Annotated in this window: 10 protein-coding genes; 1 reads left to right on the plus strand and 9 read right to left on the minus strand. The window is 43.3% G+C overall.

The window, feature by feature from the left end; genetic code table 11:
• Positions 1 to 258 precede the first annotated feature (258 nt).
• From AC1MCB_RS19100 to AC1MCB_RS19135, 8 genes are all read right to left on the minus strand, one after another.
• Complete coding sequence (locus AC1MCB_RS19100) at positions 259 to 1,707, minus strand: TolC family protein (protein WP_479966318.1); 1,449 nt, start codon at positions 1,705 to 1,707, stop codon at positions 259 to 261.
• A 1-nt stretch (position 1,708) separates the two neighbouring features.
• Positions 1,709 to 2,374 carry an ABC transporter ATP-binding protein gene (locus tag AC1MCB_RS19105; RefSeq protein WP_479966319.1) on the minus strand — a complete coding sequence of 222 codons (666 nt, stop codon included), beginning with the start codon at positions 2,372 to 2,374 and terminating at the stop codon, positions 1,709 to 1,711.
• Positions 2,375 to 2,496: 122 nt separating this feature from the next.
• Positions 2,497 to 4,908, minus strand: a complete 2,412-nt coding sequence (locus tag AC1MCB_RS19110) for an ABC transporter permease (protein ID WP_479966320.1) — start codon at positions 4,906 to 4,908, stop codon at positions 2,497 to 2,499.
• 354 nt (positions 4,909 to 5,262) lie between these two features.
• Positions 5,263 to 7,680, minus strand: a complete 2,418-nt coding sequence (locus tag AC1MCB_RS19115) for an ABC transporter permease (protein ID WP_479966321.1) — start codon at positions 7,678 to 7,680, stop codon at positions 5,263 to 5,265.
• A gap of 217 nt (positions 7,681 to 7,897) precedes the next feature.
• Positions 7,898 to 10,279 carry an ABC transporter permease gene (locus AC1MCB_RS19120; RefSeq protein WP_479966322.1) on the minus strand — a complete coding sequence of 794 codons (2,382 nt, stop codon included), beginning with the start codon at positions 10,277 to 10,279 and terminating at the stop codon, positions 7,898 to 7,900.
• A gap of 166 nt (positions 10,280 to 10,445) precedes the next feature.
• Entirely contained in the window at positions 10,446 to 12,866 is a 2,421-nt protein-coding gene (locus AC1MCB_RS19125; RefSeq protein ID WP_479966323.1) for an ABC transporter permease, read from the minus strand.
• A gap of 220 nt (positions 12,867 to 13,086) precedes the next feature.
• A complete protein-coding gene (locus tag AC1MCB_RS19130; RefSeq protein WP_479966324.1) occupies positions 13,087 to 14,019 on the minus strand; it encodes an ABC transporter permease in 933 nt (310 codons plus the stop codon).
• 232 nt (positions 14,020 to 14,251) lie between these two features.
• Positions 14,252 to 14,929 carry an ABC transporter ATP-binding protein gene (locus tag AC1MCB_RS19135; protein WP_479966325.1) on the minus strand — a complete coding sequence of 226 codons (678 nt, stop codon included), beginning with the start codon at positions 14,927 to 14,929 and terminating at the stop codon, positions 14,252 to 14,254.
• Between the two features lie 159 nt (positions 14,930 to 15,088).
• Here AC1MCB_RS19135 and AC1MCB_RS19140 point away from each other — a divergent pair, with 159 nt between their 5' ends.
• A complete protein-coding gene (locus AC1MCB_RS19140) occupies positions 15,089 to 15,469 on the plus strand; it encodes a four helix bundle protein (protein WP_479966326.1) in 381 nt (126 codons plus the stop codon).
• A 17-nt stretch (positions 15,470 to 15,486) separates the two neighbouring features.
• On the opposite strand, the gene AC1MCB_RS19145 is transcribed toward AC1MCB_RS19140, so the two are convergent.
• Positions 15,487 to 16,737 carry an efflux RND transporter periplasmic adaptor subunit gene (locus AC1MCB_RS19145; protein WP_479966327.1) on the minus strand — a complete coding sequence of 417 codons (1,251 nt, stop codon included), beginning with the start codon at positions 16,735 to 16,737 and terminating at the stop codon, positions 15,487 to 15,489.
• Between the last annotated feature and the right edge of the window lie 100 nt (positions 16,738 to 16,837).

Here is a 16,837-nt window from a genome sequence, read left to right on the forward strand (position 1 = left end):
AACGGGGTATAATACTCCTTATCAATCAGATCAATTTTAAGGGATAGGCGCAAATTAAATGTTTTCTCCTCTTTCTCAGGAATAAGAAGTTAGATGATGTAATAGAAGAATTTGAGGAAAGTCGAATCAACTCTCCGCAGATTGATTTGTATTAGTTGTTAATCGGTCTAAGGTCGTTATTAATGCAATCGCGTTTTTTCTATAGGCCGCTGCTACCGATTCGGTGTCCATATAGTTCAATTCCGACGAAACCTTCAATTACAATTCCAGCGCTCCCCTGTAATAGTCCAGTATTCTGGTTCTCAAAACATAATCATACCTGGCATTGATCAGGTTGATGGATGCCCTGTCAAAGTTGTTTTTGGCGATTGAGTAGTCCACCGATGTAGCGGCACCTGCATTGAAGCGTACCTCCGCGGCATTGAAAGCTTTTCGGAATGCTTCAACCTGGTTGTTAACTGCCTCTAAGCGTTCCCATGCTGCTTCCATGTTAAAGTAGGCCTGGTCTATTGCCTGCTTCAACTGCAGTTGAGTTGTTTCTTCAATAAGTTCGGCGTTTTGTAACTCAACCTTTGCCTGTGCAATCCTGCTTTTAGCATACACAGTGTTGAATATGGGAATTCGTAAATTAACACTGAAAGAGGAACTGAAGTTATTCTTTATCTGATCGTTATACCTGATCTTTTGTGAATTGAAGGTGCGCTCAGGAGTGATGACGGGGTACTGCATTCCATTTACATTTACAAAATTGTCGGTTGTTACCTGCTGGATACTTGCAAATTCGTTTACGGAAGCTAAGGAAGAATAATTAGTGAAAAGGTCCGTGTTTAAGCTCAATGTAGGATAACGTAAAGCCCTTGAAACCTGCACACCTTTTGCTGCGCTCTCTCGCCGGAGTGCCGCCCCTTTAATTAATGCTAGCTCATTCAACGCTGAGGTGACAATCTCGCCTGGGTTGAACCCGTACTTACCCGTAGTTTTTATCTGTTCGGCTGATAAACGAGCTACCTTTAGCTGTGGATCATATTCCACGTTCATCAATTGCGCAAGTGCAAGTTTTGATGCATTTAAAGCATTTCGGCTATTAATTATGGTCAGCTCATCGTTGGCCAACTGTCCCTGCAGGTCGAATAACAGGGCAGGGGCTATGGCGCCTTCCTTATCCAATACCTGCAATCTTTTAACTTGCTGATTACTCACCCCAGCCTGCAAAGCCGCCTGGTTTAATAGGTCTTCATTTGATAGTACCTGAAGGTAATTTAAAATCACGTCCAGGGTCAGTGACTCCATGGCTTGCTGTTTTTCCATCTTCGCTGCCTCAAAGGCAAGTGAATTCTGCCCGATGGTATTTTGGAGCAGTAATCCGTTAAATAAAGTAATACCGCCGCTTAAGGAATAATTGGCAAAGTTTACATTCTGGTCGATATATGAGTTTGTGAAAGGGTCTATACTTCGTCCCTGGTTTAATCCATGACCGATAGCGCCAGACACTGAAGGCAGCAGATCACGCCTTGATTGCTTCAATACAATAGAAGCTGATTGCGATTGGAGCTCACTTTGGCGTACCTCCAGATTGTTTTTCAGCGCAATGTTGACACTCTGTTCGAGTGTTAAAACGGTACCGGCCGGTACACTTTCCTGTGCAAGAACTAAACTAAAACTTGCCAGGTAAGTGCAGGCCAGTAAGATCATTTTGTTTGGTATCATTCTATATATGTTCAATTTGTCCGTCCGAAAGATTGATGATCCTTTTACCATAACCCGCATTCTTTTCGGAATGAGTAACCTGCACGATCGTTACTCCATCCTCGTTTAACGCTTTAAAGATATTCATGATCTCCTCTCCCTGTTTTGAGTTTAAGTTGCCGGTTGGTTCATCAGCCAGTAATAAAGCGGGTTCAATAATCAGGGCACGGGCGATGCCCACGATCTGCTGCTGACCTCCGGAAAGCTGGCTTGGAAAAAGGTCTTTCTTTCCTACTATCTGGAACCTATCCAACATTTCTGCGACCCGAGCCTTCCGCTCAGATGTCGGAACATTCAGGTAAAGAAGCGGCGTTTCAATGTTTTCGTAAACGGTGAGTTCATCGATCAGGTGGTATGCCTGGAAAACAATCCCAATGTTCTCTTTCATTAATAAAGACCTTTGTTTCTCCCTCAACTGGTACACCGATTCTCCATTAAATAAGTAATCCCCTTCATTTGGCTGCTCAATCATCCCGAGAATGTGAAGCAGTGTCGATTTACCTGATCCCGAAGCACCCATAATGGATATGAATTCTCCTTTATGCACCTGCAGATTGATGTCCTTAAGGATGAAGACTCTTTTGCCGCCCTGGTTTACCCAGTGAAAGATGTGGTTTAGTTGAAGCATAGGTTTGAGGTATGAGGTATCAGGTTTGAGGTATTAGGTGTTAGATTGTTGGCGTTAGTTTCCGCAGCGTTCGCTTTTAGCATTTGATGGCTGATTTCTGATAGCTTAAAGCTGATTGCTACTCACTCTGTCCTTAAATTTTTAACAGGATTGGCAGATGCCGCTTTGATGGTTTGAACACTTACGGTTATCAAAGAAATTAGTAGAATACTTATTGCCGGAAGGATAAACATCATTGGACTGATATTAATCTTGAATGCATAATTTCCAAGCCATTCATTCAGGAAATACCAGGTTACTGGGGTCGCAATAGCGAAAGAGATGAGGATGGGTTTAATAAAGTCCTTACTCAGGAGCATCAGGATCCCAGGAACTCCCGCTCCTAAAACTTTCCGAATTCCTATTTCCTTGGTCCGTTGTGTAGTAACAAAGGAAACCAAGCCGAATAAACCCAAACAGGCTACAATAATGGCAAGTACAGCAAATAAACCAAAGGTTTTTCCGAATTGCTGGTCAGCTTTGTACTGTTGCTGAAAATGTTCATTCAGAAAGAAATATTCAAAAGGATTTCCAGGGAAAAATGAGGCCCATTTATCCTCAGCTGCTTTAATAATTTCATTTACGTTTTTGCTTCCCGGATCGATGGTAACTGAGTAATAGTTGTTGCTCTCTGGAATCAACCTGTATATGAAAGCGTCATAAGCCTCTCTCAATGATTCCTGGTGATGATTAGAAACAACTCCCACAATTTTGTACTGCTCTCCCCAAAAGTCTATTTCCTTATTTAGCGCATCTTCAGGTTTATTGAAACCCATTAGTTTGACAGCCACCTCATTAAAGAGCACAGCCTTCGGATCGGTACCATATTGCTCAGAAAAGTTTCTTCCTTTCAGCACTTTCAATCCATAGGCGTCGATAAAATCATAATCAATTCCGATGATCCGGTATTGATTCGTTTTATTAGGGTCGCTTCCTACCAATCGGATTCCGCCGGCATTCCACTTTACCTTATTACCTGGAATCTCGGTGGAAGCAGTGAGCTTATTTATCCCGGGGACGTTTAGCATTTCGGTTTTGAAGGAATTCAATTTGCCTGTATAGGTCGAATCTCTGACATTCGGTCCACGCAGCACCAGAGTTTTATCTATCTTAACACCGAGATCCTGGCTTTGCATATAGTTTAATTGGCGATATACTGCATAAGTGCCAACCATTAATGCAACTGACGCTGCAAATTGTATAACCACAAGGCTTTGGCGTAGCAAGGCGCCATGAGTCGTTTTAACGAGTTTGCCTTTCAGCACCTCAACCGGCTTAAAGGAAGAAAGGACAAACGCGGGATAGAGGCCTGACATGAATGTTCCGGCAAAGAAAATAATGGATAAAGTGATCCAGAACATCATGTCGGTAAGCAGTGCGAAGCTGATGTCTTTACCCGTAAGTGCATTGAACAGGGGTAGGGTGAGCACTATGATTAACAATGCCAGCATAACCGCGAAGAAGTTGATCAGGAACGACTCTAATAAAAACTGGCGGATGAGCTGCCCGCGGTATGAACCCAGAACTTTACGGATCCCGACCTCTTTGGCTCTTTCCAATGACCGGGCGGTACTCAGGTTGATGTAGTTTATCCACGCTATGATTATAATAAATATGGCGATTACCGTTAAGAAGTTTACCGCCTGCCCATTGCCGTTCACTTCGGCTTCCATCATGTAGTTGGAGTTCAAGTGGATATCTTTCAACGGCTGAAGCTTTAAAACCAGTCCGGCATTGCCTTCCTTCAGCTCTTTTCCGAACTTTACATCAATAAGATTAGCTATCTTCTTTTCAACCACTTTAGGATCCGCCTGAGGTTTTAACAGGAGGTAAGTGTAAAAGCCATCCCAGTTCCAGGTGGTATTGGCGTCAGGGCCGGCCAATTTTACATAGGTTTCGAAGGACAACAGGATTTCAAATTTAAGATGTGTATTGAAAGGCAAATCTTCAACCACAGCAGTGATCTTGAAATCCTGTTTCTTATTATAGCTAATAACTTTACCTATAGGATCTTCTTCTCCAAAATATTTTTTTGCAGCGGACTCGGTAATAACTGCGGTATTAGGTTCAGCTAATGCGCCTTTTGTCTGACCTTTTAAAGCCTTGTAAGAAAACATCGGGAGAAAGGCATCATTGGCGAAATACATTTTTTCCTCCCTGAACTTCTTATCCTTGTAGCTAATCACATCGCTGGTATGGTAGAGCTTGGCGAATGTTTCAACTTCAGGAATTGCTTCTTTCACATCCGGACCTATTCCTGCCGCCCCGGCAGCCCATTGGGTGCTTAGTTTGCCTTCATTATAACGGTCTTGCTGTACCCTGTAAATACGTTCACCGTTTGACTGAAATTGGTCGTAACTGCGTTCAAGACGCACATACTGAAGCAGTAGCAGGCAGGCCGCAATTCCCAGGGCTAGTCCAAAAACATTGATAAAAGAGAATACCTTATGCTTAACAAGGTTTCTGATAGCGGTTTTGAAATAGTTTCTTAACATGGGGGATTAGGGATTAGGTGTTAAGTATTATGTATCAAGTCAGCATGGTCTATATACTTTTGTGCCATTTGTATAAGATGTTGATTTTCAGTAGTATATCATTGGTTGGTCTTTCTGAGTTGGTCACTTCCGAACACCTGTTGCACGTTAGTGTTACATTCTAAGGCTATCGGGCATCAGTGTCAGGTATCAATTAATAGGTACTAAGTATTAGGTAATAGGTGTCATGTATCAGCTCTCAGTTATCCGGTAAGTTTGTGGTTATGAAAATAAGTGATGCCTTTTTATAAATCCTCAGTTAGGAGATGCGCTGAAAGCTGACATCTTACCGCTTGGAAAGCTGACCGCTCCCTCTCACTCTGTTCTCAAACTATCCACTGGATTGGCCTTCCCTGCTTTCACTGCTTTGATTCCAATTATTAGGAGAGCAATCAAAATGGTTAGTGCTCCTGAAGCCAGGAAAATTCCTGCGTTGATGTTTATCCGGTAAGCAAAATCATTAAGCCATGTATTCATGATCCACCATGCCACAGGCCAGGCTAGTACGTTCGCCAGTAGGATCAATTTAAAAAAGTCTTTCGACAAAAGTTTAACTATATCTGCAATAGAAGCTCCCAATACTTTGCGAATACCAATCTCTTTAATTCGCTGTTCGGTAGCAAAAGTAACCAGTCCTAATAAACCGAGGCAGGCCACTAAAATGGTAAGTCCGGCAAATATGGCGAGAATCTGACCGACCTTTTGTTCGAATTCATAACTTCTTCGGAAATTTTCATCGAGGAATGAGTAGCTAAAAGGCTCATCAGGACTCAGATCAGCCCAGCGCTTTTTGACTGTTGCCAATAATCCTGCAATATCTTTTGTTTTAAATTTCACAATCAAACCATCACTTTGCCCTAAGACCATTACCAGGGGAGAAATCCGTTCATGCAGAGATTTAAAATGAAAGTCTTTCACTACTCCGATCACTTGATAGGTCGTTCTCGAACTGTTATTGTTAGCCGTGCTTAAAGTTTTTCCAATGGGGTTCTTTCCCCATCCAAATGATCTTACGGCAGTCTCGTTGATGATAACCGCAGTGGAATCGGTTGCCAATTCTTTTGAAAAGTTGCGGCCTGCAAGTAAATTGATCCCTAGTGTTGGAATATACTGGTCATCGACATCATACCGTAGGGTTTTTACCTGTTCTAACGCGTTTTCATCGCCCGGATAGACAAAAAAGTTGTTATTATTTGTTGGTCCCGCTGGAAGGTAGCCTGAATTACTGACGCTTAAGACTCGGGTATCCTGCAGAAGTTGCTCGCGTAAGATATCTTCCTTCTCTCCAAGACGGCCAGTCTCTCGCAATATTAAAACCTGTTCTTTATTATAACCAAGACTTTTGTTCTTTATATACTGCAGTTGCTTAAACACCACAACAGTGCCTATAATCAAAGAGACAGAAATAAAGAATTGAAATACTACCAAGCCGCTGCGAAGGCTAATGCCATTTTTCCCAGCTAGTATTTTGCCTTTCAAGACGGTGACCGGTTTAAAGGAAGAAAGGAAGATTGCCGGGTAGCTTCCGGCAAAAGCAGCGGTCACTAAACCGGTCAACAAAATGGCCGGTAATATCCAGGGATCGGAAGTAAGCTGCAGATCCAGTTCCTTTCCTGAAAGTTCATTAAATAGGGGTATTACAATTTTTACAAAAATGACTGCCAGGGCTAGTGCGATAAATGTGATGACGATTGATTCGGTGAGGAACTGACTAATAAGCTGGATTCTTTCCGAACCCAGTACTTTTCTGATGCCCACTTCTTTCGCCCTTTTAGAGGCTGCCGCAGTCGAAAGATTGATAAAGTTAATACATGCGATAAGGAGCATAAATAACGCAATGACCGTGAAGATATATACATATTGGATATTTCCGGCCGCATCAAGATCATATGAAAAATTAGACTTCAAATGGATATCGGTCAGCGGTTGAAGAACGAGACCTAACTGATTGCCCTTCTGCTTAAATTCTGAGAAGGTTATTCCCATAGACTTTTGCAGTTGTGGTCCCATATACTTTTCTACCACTTGTGGTAACTTGTCTTCCAGTTTTTTATAATTATAACCCTCCGGCAACACCAGATAGGTAAAGAATTCGGAGGTCATCCACGATTGTTCTCTTGCTTCGGGCAGGCTGGCCATCGAGGCGAAAAGGTCAAAGTGGAAATGTGAATTCTTCGGAATATCTTCCATTACTCCTGTTACTTTAAAGCCGCGGTCGGAATCAAGGGTGAGTGTTTTGTTGATCGGATTCTCGGTGCCAAAGTATTTGTCAGCAATGTCTCTTGAAATTACTACTGTATTGGGTTCCAAAAGCGCAGTTTTAGGATCTCCCTTTAGAAGCGGCAGTGTAAAGACTTCAAAAATATTAGAATCCGCAAAGGCAAGTGCATCCTCCCGAAATGACTTTTCCCCGTATGCGATTCGTGGAAAGCCGCCATTCCGTAAGCGAGTGGCTTCCTGCACTTCAGGATAATCAGTCTGGAGCGTTTGCGCAACCGGGGGCATCACATGAGCTTCATTCATTTTCTCGCCCTGTACCAATCCTTTGAAGGCAACCCGAACAATCCGGTCAGCCTTTTTATTGAAACGGTCGTAACTGAGCTCATTCTTTACATAAAGCATAATGAGCATGCATGTGGCCATGCCTATGGTGAGACCGAGTATATTAATCGCTGAAAAAAGCTTGTGCCTTTTCAGATTGCGGATGGCGATTTTGAAATAGGTTGTGAGCATGGGTTTTTTGGCTATCAGCTGGCAGCTTTGGGCAATCAGCTTTTTGGAAAATTAATGTGATATTGACAGTTGTGTCTTTTAAATATTAAGGAAGGTTGATTCGTTATTCGCATAACTTAATAGTTTTAGGCTATTTGTTTTTAGAATCCAATGCAGAGCATTGATATCCGTTTGACTGTGATTCTTTGAAGCTGAAAGCTGACCGCTGACGTCTAATTCACTCCATCCTCAAACTTGTCACCGGGTTTGCTCTGGCCGCCTTCACAGCCTGCAAACTTACAGTCACCAGGGCTATCAGCATTGCGATCATGGCTGCGCCAGCGAAAACCCACCAATGTAATGAGGTTCGGTATGCGAAACTTTGGAGCCACTGACTCATGGCGACGTAGCCAAGTGGAATTGCGATCAATGTGCCTAAGAGAACCGGTTTTAAAAGATCCTTTGAAAGCAGAACGATGATGCTTTGCGTAGACGAGCCCAGCACCTTACGAACGCCAATTTCCTTAGTCCGCCTGACCGCTGTGTAAGAAGCAAGGCCAAACAAGCCTAGACAGGCTATAAAGATGGCTATGGCTGAAAACCCTGTCAAGATCTTTTGTTGGCGCAGATCGGTTTGATACTGATCATTGAATTGCTGGTCAAGAAACTCGTATTCGAACGGGTATAATGAGGCTATGCCCGTATAGACTTTTTTAATGGATTGTACAGCTGAAGGCAGATCTCCGGCTTTAAGCTTTATCATCGCAACCCTTCTGTCCTGATTGCCCGCGATCACCATTGGCTCGATCCGTTCCTTCAGGGATAGAAAGTGAAAGTTTTCAACGACGCCCACCACCGTGCGGGTGATCGAATCACGCATTAGATTTCTCATTTGTGTGCCCACTGCCTCCTGGGGTGTTAGTCCCAGCTTGATAGCTGCAGCGCGATTGATGATCATTGCCCTGGAAGAATCAGTCGGAAAGCTTGCTGAGAAATTCCGGCCCGCCAGCAGTTTTAAGCCAAGCGTATTAATATATTCAAAATCGGCAAATACAGTACGGAATTGCCATTCTTCTGAAGGCTTACCGTCTACTTCAAAGCTAAAGTTATCATGGAACCCGCCCGGTTCGCCTGACATCAGGGATACATTCTCTACCATTGGAAGGTTTTGAAGCTGCTGTTTAAGCCGTTCTCGGCCTGTCCAGATCTCATCGTTATCTAGTTTGACGACAACCAACCGTTCCTTTTCAAAGCCCAAGTCTTTGTTACGTACATAATCCATCTGGCTTCCTATGATCATCATTCCAATTATTAGTAAGACTGTGCAACTGAACTGGAATACCACCAGCGCCTTTCTAAATAAGGCACCGCCAGTGCCCAGCTTCAGCTTACCTTTCAGGGATTCGATTGGTGAAAAAGATGATAGTAGGAGGGCAGGGTAACTTCCCGCAAGCAGGCCAACGATTAAGATGATAGCGCCGGTAAAAATATATAAGAACGGATTGCTCCAATAGCCGGGAAGAGTATAGCCCAACATAGAATTGAATGCCGGCATTAAAAGCTGCAGCATCAATAAGGCAAGTACACCGGAGATCGTCGCCAGCAAAATAGATTCGCCCATAAACTGTATAACCAGCTGAGACCGGACGGCGCCGAGTACCTTGCGTAGTCCGACTTCCTTCGAGCGTTCTGTGGCGCGCGCAGTGGCCAGATTCATGAAGTTAATACAGGCTATGAACAGGATTAGAAAGGCGATACACATAAAAATATAAACAACATTTTCATTGCCATGCTTAACGTTATCCCATGGGCCGGCCTCTTCAAAATAAATGTCCCGCAGGGGATTTAATCCCAGCCCTGTCTTTCCACCAGCAGCAGCGAGTTCGGCACCCATATATTTATCCATGAATGCCGGGAAGCTTTGGGTTAATACATTCTTATCAGTCGTCTCATTCAACTGTACATACGTGAAGAGATTGTTATTATTCCACACCTGAAACCAGTCGGCGGCACTGAAATTAGAAATAGGAACGACAAGGTCGAAGTTCAAATGAGAGTTGGCAGGTACGTCTTCCGAAATTCCGCTTACCTTCAGTTGGAGCTGTTTATCCACGGTAATCACTTTTCCCATCGGATCCTCATCGCCAAAATATTTCCGGGCTGTTGATTCAGTAAGTACCACATTTCGAGGTTCCATAAGAACATCTCTTTTGTTTCCTCTAATTAGTTTAAAATCAAAAAGCTCGAAGAAATCAGCATCGCTATAATACAGCCTTTTTTCTGTGAATGCGGCATTTTTATAACTTACCAGTCCGCCGGAAGGCATTATTCTAACAGCTCTTTTTATGGCATCGGGGTAGTCGTTTTTAAGAGCCGTAGCACAGGGTGGGGAAAGATAAGGGATACTCTCCCTGCTTCCGTTACGATCGGCGACCCGCATAACGCGGTAGATATCTTTGCCTTCCTTATGAAAGTTGTCATAGCTGAATTCATGTTGTACAAACAAGAATATCACCAGGCAACTAGTTATTCCGACAGTCAATCCAGCGATATTGATAATCGTGAAACCCTTTTGTTTTTTGAGATTCCTCAAGGCGAGCAATAAATAGTTTTTGAACATGGCTGTGAGCTGTTAGCTATCAGTCATCGGCTGTCAGCTGAAGGCAGATAGTTTAAATTGTATTTTTTATTTGCTTCAATTCTTTCTTGAACACAAGTATTACCGATTCTCAATTTTTAGGACCATCGTCCCTTATTTCCCATTCCTTTTACCTCACAGCTGTCTTTCACTCTGTCCTCAAACTTTTCACTGGGTTTGAAACGGCGGCTTTGACCGCATGAAAGCTTACGGTGATGAAAGCAATAAGCAATGAAGCCAGACCAGTCAGGATAAAGATCCATGCCGTGATTTCTATGCGGTAAGGAAAGTCATCCAGCCAGCTTTTCATCAGCCACCAGGCAACCGGGAAGGCAATCAGGGATGCGATCAAAACGGGCTGCAGGAATTTTTTAGACAGCATTGCGACAATATCAGTAGCAGTTGCTCCAAGTACCTTGCGAATGCCAATCTCTTTGGTTCTTTGCTCAGCATTGAACGCTGCCAAACCGAATAACCCGAGGCAACCCACCAGTATAGCCATCAACGTGAAGATCCAAAGAAGGGTGCTCAGCTTTTGTTCCGACTGGTACATGGCTTCAAAATTCTCATCCAGGAACTTGTAATCCAGCGGATAGGCTGGTGAGAACTTGGTCCAGGTTGTTTTAATGTATTCCAATGTTTTAGGCAAATCCTCCTGTTTAACCTTCAGAGCCATCTTCACATTCACTTCCGGATAAATCTGCAGAACAGCCGGGCGGACTTTCTCATGCAGGCTTTTATAATGGAAATCTTTCACGACACCCACAACCTTTCCTTTCTTTACGGGATTGATAGAGTCAGGCACCCACTTATCCCAATTTATTCGTTGACCGATAGCTTGCTCTGCAGTCTTAAAGCCCATTTCTTTGACGGCCGTCTCATTGATGATAAAGGCTTCATCTATATCCGTTGCGAATTTCTTTGAGAAGTTCCGGCCTTTGATAATCTGCAAGCCCATGGTATTTATATAATCGTGGTCAACGATGAAAAGAGTCACATTTTGTTTCTTTTCTCCTTCTTCGCCCGGGATCAATACCTGTTCACCGGCTAGCTGATCGCCCGGCAGGCCATAACCTGCGGTCACAGAAACCACTCCGGCCGATCGTTGCAACTCTGCCTTCAGCGTTTCCGGATGCGTGGCCATCTCGCCCGGCAAGTCAAAGTACAAAATCTGGTTTTTGTTAAAACCAAGGTCTTTCTGTTGCAGGAAGTTCATTTGTTTGTACACGACGACAGTAGAAATGATCAGTAGAGCCGACAATGTAAATTGTACCATAACAAGCGCCTCCCGTAAACCCACTGAAGCTCCGGCCCGGCTTACAGGTTGTAGACCTTTCAAGACTCTTATCGGCTGGAATCCAGACATGAAAAGCGCGGGATAGATACCGGCTAGAATGCCGATCATGACTGCAGCTGCCAGCAGAAGCAAACCCATGGCAGGATCAGTTATGGGATTAAATGAAATCGATTTTCCGGTAAATGTGTTTAGCGACGGCAGCAGGAGAAATGTGGCTATCACGGCAATGATAACCGCAAGGAGCGAAAATAAGATCGTCTCGCCGGTAAACTGAAAGATTAGCTGGCGGCGTGCTGCCCCGATTACCTTGCGAACCCCGATCTCTTTGGCTCGTCTGAAAGATCGTGCGGTAGCAAGGTTTATGAAGTTAAAGCAGGCGATTATAAGTACAAAAAAGACTATAATCGTCAAGCCTTTGACGTAGACCGAGTTACCCCTCTTTGCATTGTCGTAGATGAATTCCGATGACTTCAGGTGAATGTCTTTTAATGGCTGGAAGAAAGGAAGGAAGGTAGATCCCTCACCAGCTAATTGGGGATGGACGATTTTTTTAACAGCATCCTGAAATTTGCTCTGTAAAAGTTGAACATTAGTTCCCGGCTTTAATTTCACGTAAGTAAAGAATTGGTTCCAGGTCCATCTTTCCATTTGTTCCTTTTCTATTCCTGCAGCCGGCATTGGAAGAATATATTCCACGTCCAGGTGAAAATGTTCCGGAATCCTGGCGAGTACTCCTTTAACAGCATAGTCAGTTTTATCGATCTTAATGATCTTGCCGATAGGGTTTGTATTGGAAAAATATTTCTTAGCCAGGGTTTCAGATATTACTACAGATGTTGCTCCTTGTAAAGCAGTTTTAGGATCTCCTTTTAAAAACTTCAGTGGAAAAACGCTGAAGAACGACGAGTCGGCTATTAATGCGTTATTCTCATAGGAACTGATTCCGTTCACCTCCATCAGGGCTTTACCGTTAAACATGAGCAATCTCATAGTCGTAAGTACCTCAGGATAGGTGGCCTGCAGGTAAGTGGCCATCATTGGAGCTACACTTGCAGTAGTTGTATTACCGGTTTCGCTTGTATTTTCAGTATAAATTCTATAAATATTATTCCGGTCTTTTACGAATTTGTCATATTGTAACTCATCCCAAACGAAGAGCCCGATAATAAGGCAGCTGGTAAGGCCAATAGCCAGGCTGGAGATGTTAATCAGGCTGAAACCTTTGTAACGCCAGAGGTTTCTTAATGCGGTTTTTAAATAGTTTTTGAACATAGCATTAAATTTTGGCTTTCAGCTTTCGGCTGTCAGCAATCAGTTCGATTCTGTATTATGATTATCTCAGCTATCGGCTTTCAGCAATGAAGTATCAGCCTAAGCAGATATTATTAGTTCCGTTGCAGATTTTTCGTTCTCTTTTTTAAATTTCTTTGTAGTGAATAATTCTTTTGTCGAGTTTCTTTAAAGCTGATTACTGACTACCGATGGCTGACAGCTACTCCGTTCTTAAACTATTAACGGGATTTCTCCTAGCTGCTTTGACAGTTTGTAAACTCACAGTGAACAGCGCCACCAGCAAGGTTGCAGCGCCGGCCGCCAGAAATACCCACCAGCTAATTTCTACCCGGTATGCGAAATCGCGAAGCCAGTCGTCCAAAGCCCACCAGGCAACTGGAAAGGAAATAAGCGCCGCGATAAAAACCAGCAATACGAAATCTTTGGATAAGAGCAGCACTATTGCCGGGGTATTTGCGCCAAGCACTTTCCTGATTCCAATCTCTTTGGTGCGGCGGCTGACAATGAGGGTGGCTAGCCCGAACAGACCCAGGCATGCAATAAATACTGATAAACCTGATGCAACGTTAACGATCGTGCTTATGCGTGCTTCCTGGCGGTACTGATTACTAATTGATTCATCCAAGAATGTGTATTCAAAGTCCTGATTTGGAGCTACTTTTTTCCACACATCTTCGAGCATAGCAACCTGCGATTGCAAATTACCTTCTTTCAACCGCACCAGCATCCTGGGCTTCGTCGACGCACTAAACATAATATTTTCTGCTGCGTGGAATGCTGAATCTCGTTTCATAACCAACATAAGAGGCTTTACCGGAGTGTGCAGAGATTCATAGTTAAAATCCTCTACAACGCCAATGATAGTTTGTGGAAACGCACCAGGTAATTTCTTGCCAATTGGATCTTTCCAGCCATAATCCTTAACGAGTGACTCGTTGACAATCATAGAGTTTTCAATATCGGCGGGATTTTCTTTTGAAAAATTGCGGCCAGAAATTAATTTAATATCCATTGTCGGTAAAAATTCCGCATCAACTGAATTCAGTCTGAAACGACGATTGTGCCTGTTATCGTCTGTGTAATCCAGGGCTACCCATCCCGGCTCGTTAAAGCTCAACATCACCGTACTCATACTTTCGACTTCAGGACTTTTTGATATCTCCTGTCTGAACCGGTCTGCAATTAGCTTTCAGCAGGATTTGTAAATCAATTCTATTTAACTTTCAGCTTCAGCTGAAGGTATTGGTATTTTCGATTTGTTAGGAGAAAAGTGCTTCTACTTTTATAACTGATAACACTTTACGAATAGCTTTCTCTCAAACCATTAGTTGATGGCTGAAAGCTGATGGCCAAAAAGCTCTCAGCTATAGCAACGCATTCTCCATCACCATCTGTCCGTCAAGCAGGCGGATAATACGGTGGCTATAACGAGCGTCGTGTTCCGAGTGGGTAACCATTATAATAGTAGTTCCCTGTTCATTCAGATCTGTAAGCAACTGCATTACCTCATTTCCGTTTGAAGAGTCCAGATTCCCTGTCGGCTCATCTGCGAGGATCAGCTTGGGATTGTTCACCACTGCCCTGGCCACCGCAACCCGCTGCTGCTGACCACCCGACAATTGCTGCGGGTAGTGATTACGGCGGTGCATAACCTGCATTTTTTTTAAAACTTCTTCGACTTTTTCTTTGCGCTCAGAAGCTTTCATGTTCAGGTAGATCAGAGGAAGTTCAACGTTCTCAAACACGGTCAGCTCATCAATCAGGTTAAAGCTCTGAAACACAAAGCCAATATTTCGCTTCCTGATCTGTGCTCGCTTGCTTTCAGAGTAGTGAGCGATCTCTTCGCTGTTAAACATAAAGCTGCCGCCATCGGGGTCATCAAGCAGACCCAGGATATTTAACAGCGTAGATTTGCCACATCCCGAAGGACCCATAATGGCTACAAATTCTCCCTCTTTAACCTCAAATGAGAGTTTATTCAGGGCTACCGTTTCAATGTCTTCCGTACGGTAGATTTTTTCCAGGTCAGTTATTTTGATCATGTTTTTAAGCTATCAGTAATCAGCTTTCAGCAGTCAGCTTAGACCGTTACGGTGTAAATATTTGTTTAAGTTTTTAGCTATCAGTAGTCAGCTTTCAGCTTTGAGTTATTAGCCTGACCGATATTTTATCTTTTAATTATATTAGTATAAATCTATTTTATGCGCGACTTTCAGCAGCTTTCAATCTGGCAACGGAGCCATCAGGTCACATTAAAAATCTATAAGATCACTCGAGCATTCCCTAAAGAGGAAATCTTCGGTTTAGTCTCGCAAATCAGGCGTTCTTCTGCATCCGTCCCTACAAATATTGCTGAAGGCTGCGGTCGGGATACTTTGCCCGAATTGAAACGATTCCTCATAATTTCATCTGGTTCTGCCTCCGAACTTCATTATCAACTGATACTCAGCAGAGATCTTAACTATATTTCAGAGCAACTATTTAAAGAACTTGAGGATGACCTCATTCAGATTAAAAAAATGATATATGCCTATTCTATCAAACTATCATCCTCTCAGATAACTCGAGGGGCTGAAAGCTGATGGCTGATAGCTCTCAGCTATTTCAACATTAACTCCTGGTTATCTCCATAATTCTCATAACTCGACGACACTACTTTATCACCTGGTTTTAATCCTTTCAGCACTTCGTAATAATCTGGGTTCTGACGTCCTAGCTGTATTTCTGCTTTGTATGCTTTTGTTTCGTCTTCACTGATCTTGTAGATCCAGTTGCCTCCGGTTTGCTGATAGAAGCCACCTTTAGCTACCAACACCGCTTGTGTTTCGTCGCTTAAGGATAAGCGCACCTGAAGGCTTTGTCCCCGCCGGATACCCTTAGGAACTTCACCTACGAATTCCAGATCCACCTGGAACCGACCATTGTTAACCTGTGTGTATATCTTGCGAACCCGCAGCTTGTAATCCGTGCTGTTCAACGTGAAAATACCCTCCAGATCAGTGAAGATCCTGGAGATATAATGCTCATCAATATCTGCCCGAACTTTATATCCTGAAATCACATCCACCTGTCCAAGGCGTTCTCCTTTATTTTTTGACTGACCTATTTCGGCGTCCAGCGAGGTAAGCTGACCGTCCACAGGTGCGCGCACAATCAGGTCGCCTACTTTACGGCGCATCAGCGATAACGCATTTTGCATCCGGCTGTATGATTGCTGCATCTGGCTCACCTGCTGCTTACCTGAGGATGAGTCTTTTTTTAAGGTTTCACGGGTTAGGTTAAGACGACGCACCTGGTATTTATAATTATTCTCAGACGATTTGAATTCCTGCGAGCCGATTGCCTTCTCCTGGAAAAGAAGTTTATTGAGCTTGTAAAGACGTTCGGCTTCTGCCAGAGCATTCTCTACTTCTGCAAGCTGGTTTAGCTGCCTGATCGTATTTTGATCCGAGTTATTCCGGGTATTCTGCATTTGCGTGAGCACATCGAAAACCGCCGTTTCCTGGTTCGCAAGACTTAATTCAAGATCCGAATTGGATAATCTGAGAATGGGTTGCCCTTTTTTCAGGAAACTACCATCCTCTGCATAGATCTCTTCTACTCTTCCGCCTTCTGTGGCGTCCAGATAAATGGTAGTTAAAGGCATCACAATCCCATTCACGGGTATGAACTCCTGGAACGGCCCTTTGACGACTTCTGATATCGTTATCTTTTCCTTTTCTACGTTTAGCTTTGACTTCCCGGAAGTGAAATAAAAGGCACTTACCATCAAAATAACTAAAAGGGCTATACCAGTCAGCGTTATGATCCGCCTGTTAGTCCATTTCTTCTTTTCAATAACTCTATCCACTTTAATTTTTTATTTTTATACGGATTACAACCATTGTTGACCAGTACCATTCTCTTAATCAATAAAATGCCATAAACCCAAAATGCTCATAATCAATACT

The sequence above is a fragment of the Daejeonella sp. AP26 genome (genome assembly GCF_056680515.1).

Excerpts from the sequence above, each read along its gene's own strand:
- AC1MCB_RS19110 (WP_479966320.1), bottom strand. The coding sequence starts at position 4,908 with ATGTTAAGAAACTATTTCAAAACCGCTATCAGAAACCTTGTTAAGCAT.
- AC1MCB_RS19115 (WP_479966321.1), bottom strand. The coding sequence starts at position 7,680 with ATGCTCACAACCTATTTCAAAATCGCCATCCGCAATCTGAAAAGGCAC.
- AC1MCB_RS19100 (WP_479966318.1), bottom strand. The coding sequence starts at position 1,707 with ATGATACCAAACAAAATGATCTTACTGGCCTGCACTTACCTGGCAAGT.
- AC1MCB_RS19125 (WP_479966323.1), bottom strand. The coding sequence starts at position 12,866 with ATGTTCAAAAACTATTTAAAAACCGCATTAAGAAACCTCTGGCGTTAC.
- AC1MCB_RS19130 (WP_479966324.1), bottom strand. The coding sequence starts at position 14,019 with ATGAGTACGGTGATGTTGAGCTTTAACGAGCCGGGATGGGTAGCCCTG.
- AC1MCB_RS19135 (WP_479966325.1), bottom strand. The coding sequence starts at position 14,929 with ATGATCAAAATAACTGACCTGGAAAAAATCTACCGTACGGAAGACATT.
- AC1MCB_RS19105 (WP_479966319.1), bottom strand. The coding sequence starts at position 2,374 with ATGCTTCAACTAAACCACATCTTTCACTGGGTAAACCAGGGCGGCAAA.
- AC1MCB_RS19140 (WP_479966326.1), top strand. The coding sequence starts at position 15,089 with ATGCGCGACTTTCAGCAGCTTTCAATCTGGCAACGGAGCCATCAGGTC.
- AC1MCB_RS19120 (WP_479966322.1), bottom strand. The coding sequence starts at position 10,279 with ATGTTCAAAAACTATTTATTGCTCGCCTTGAGGAATCTCAAAAAACAA.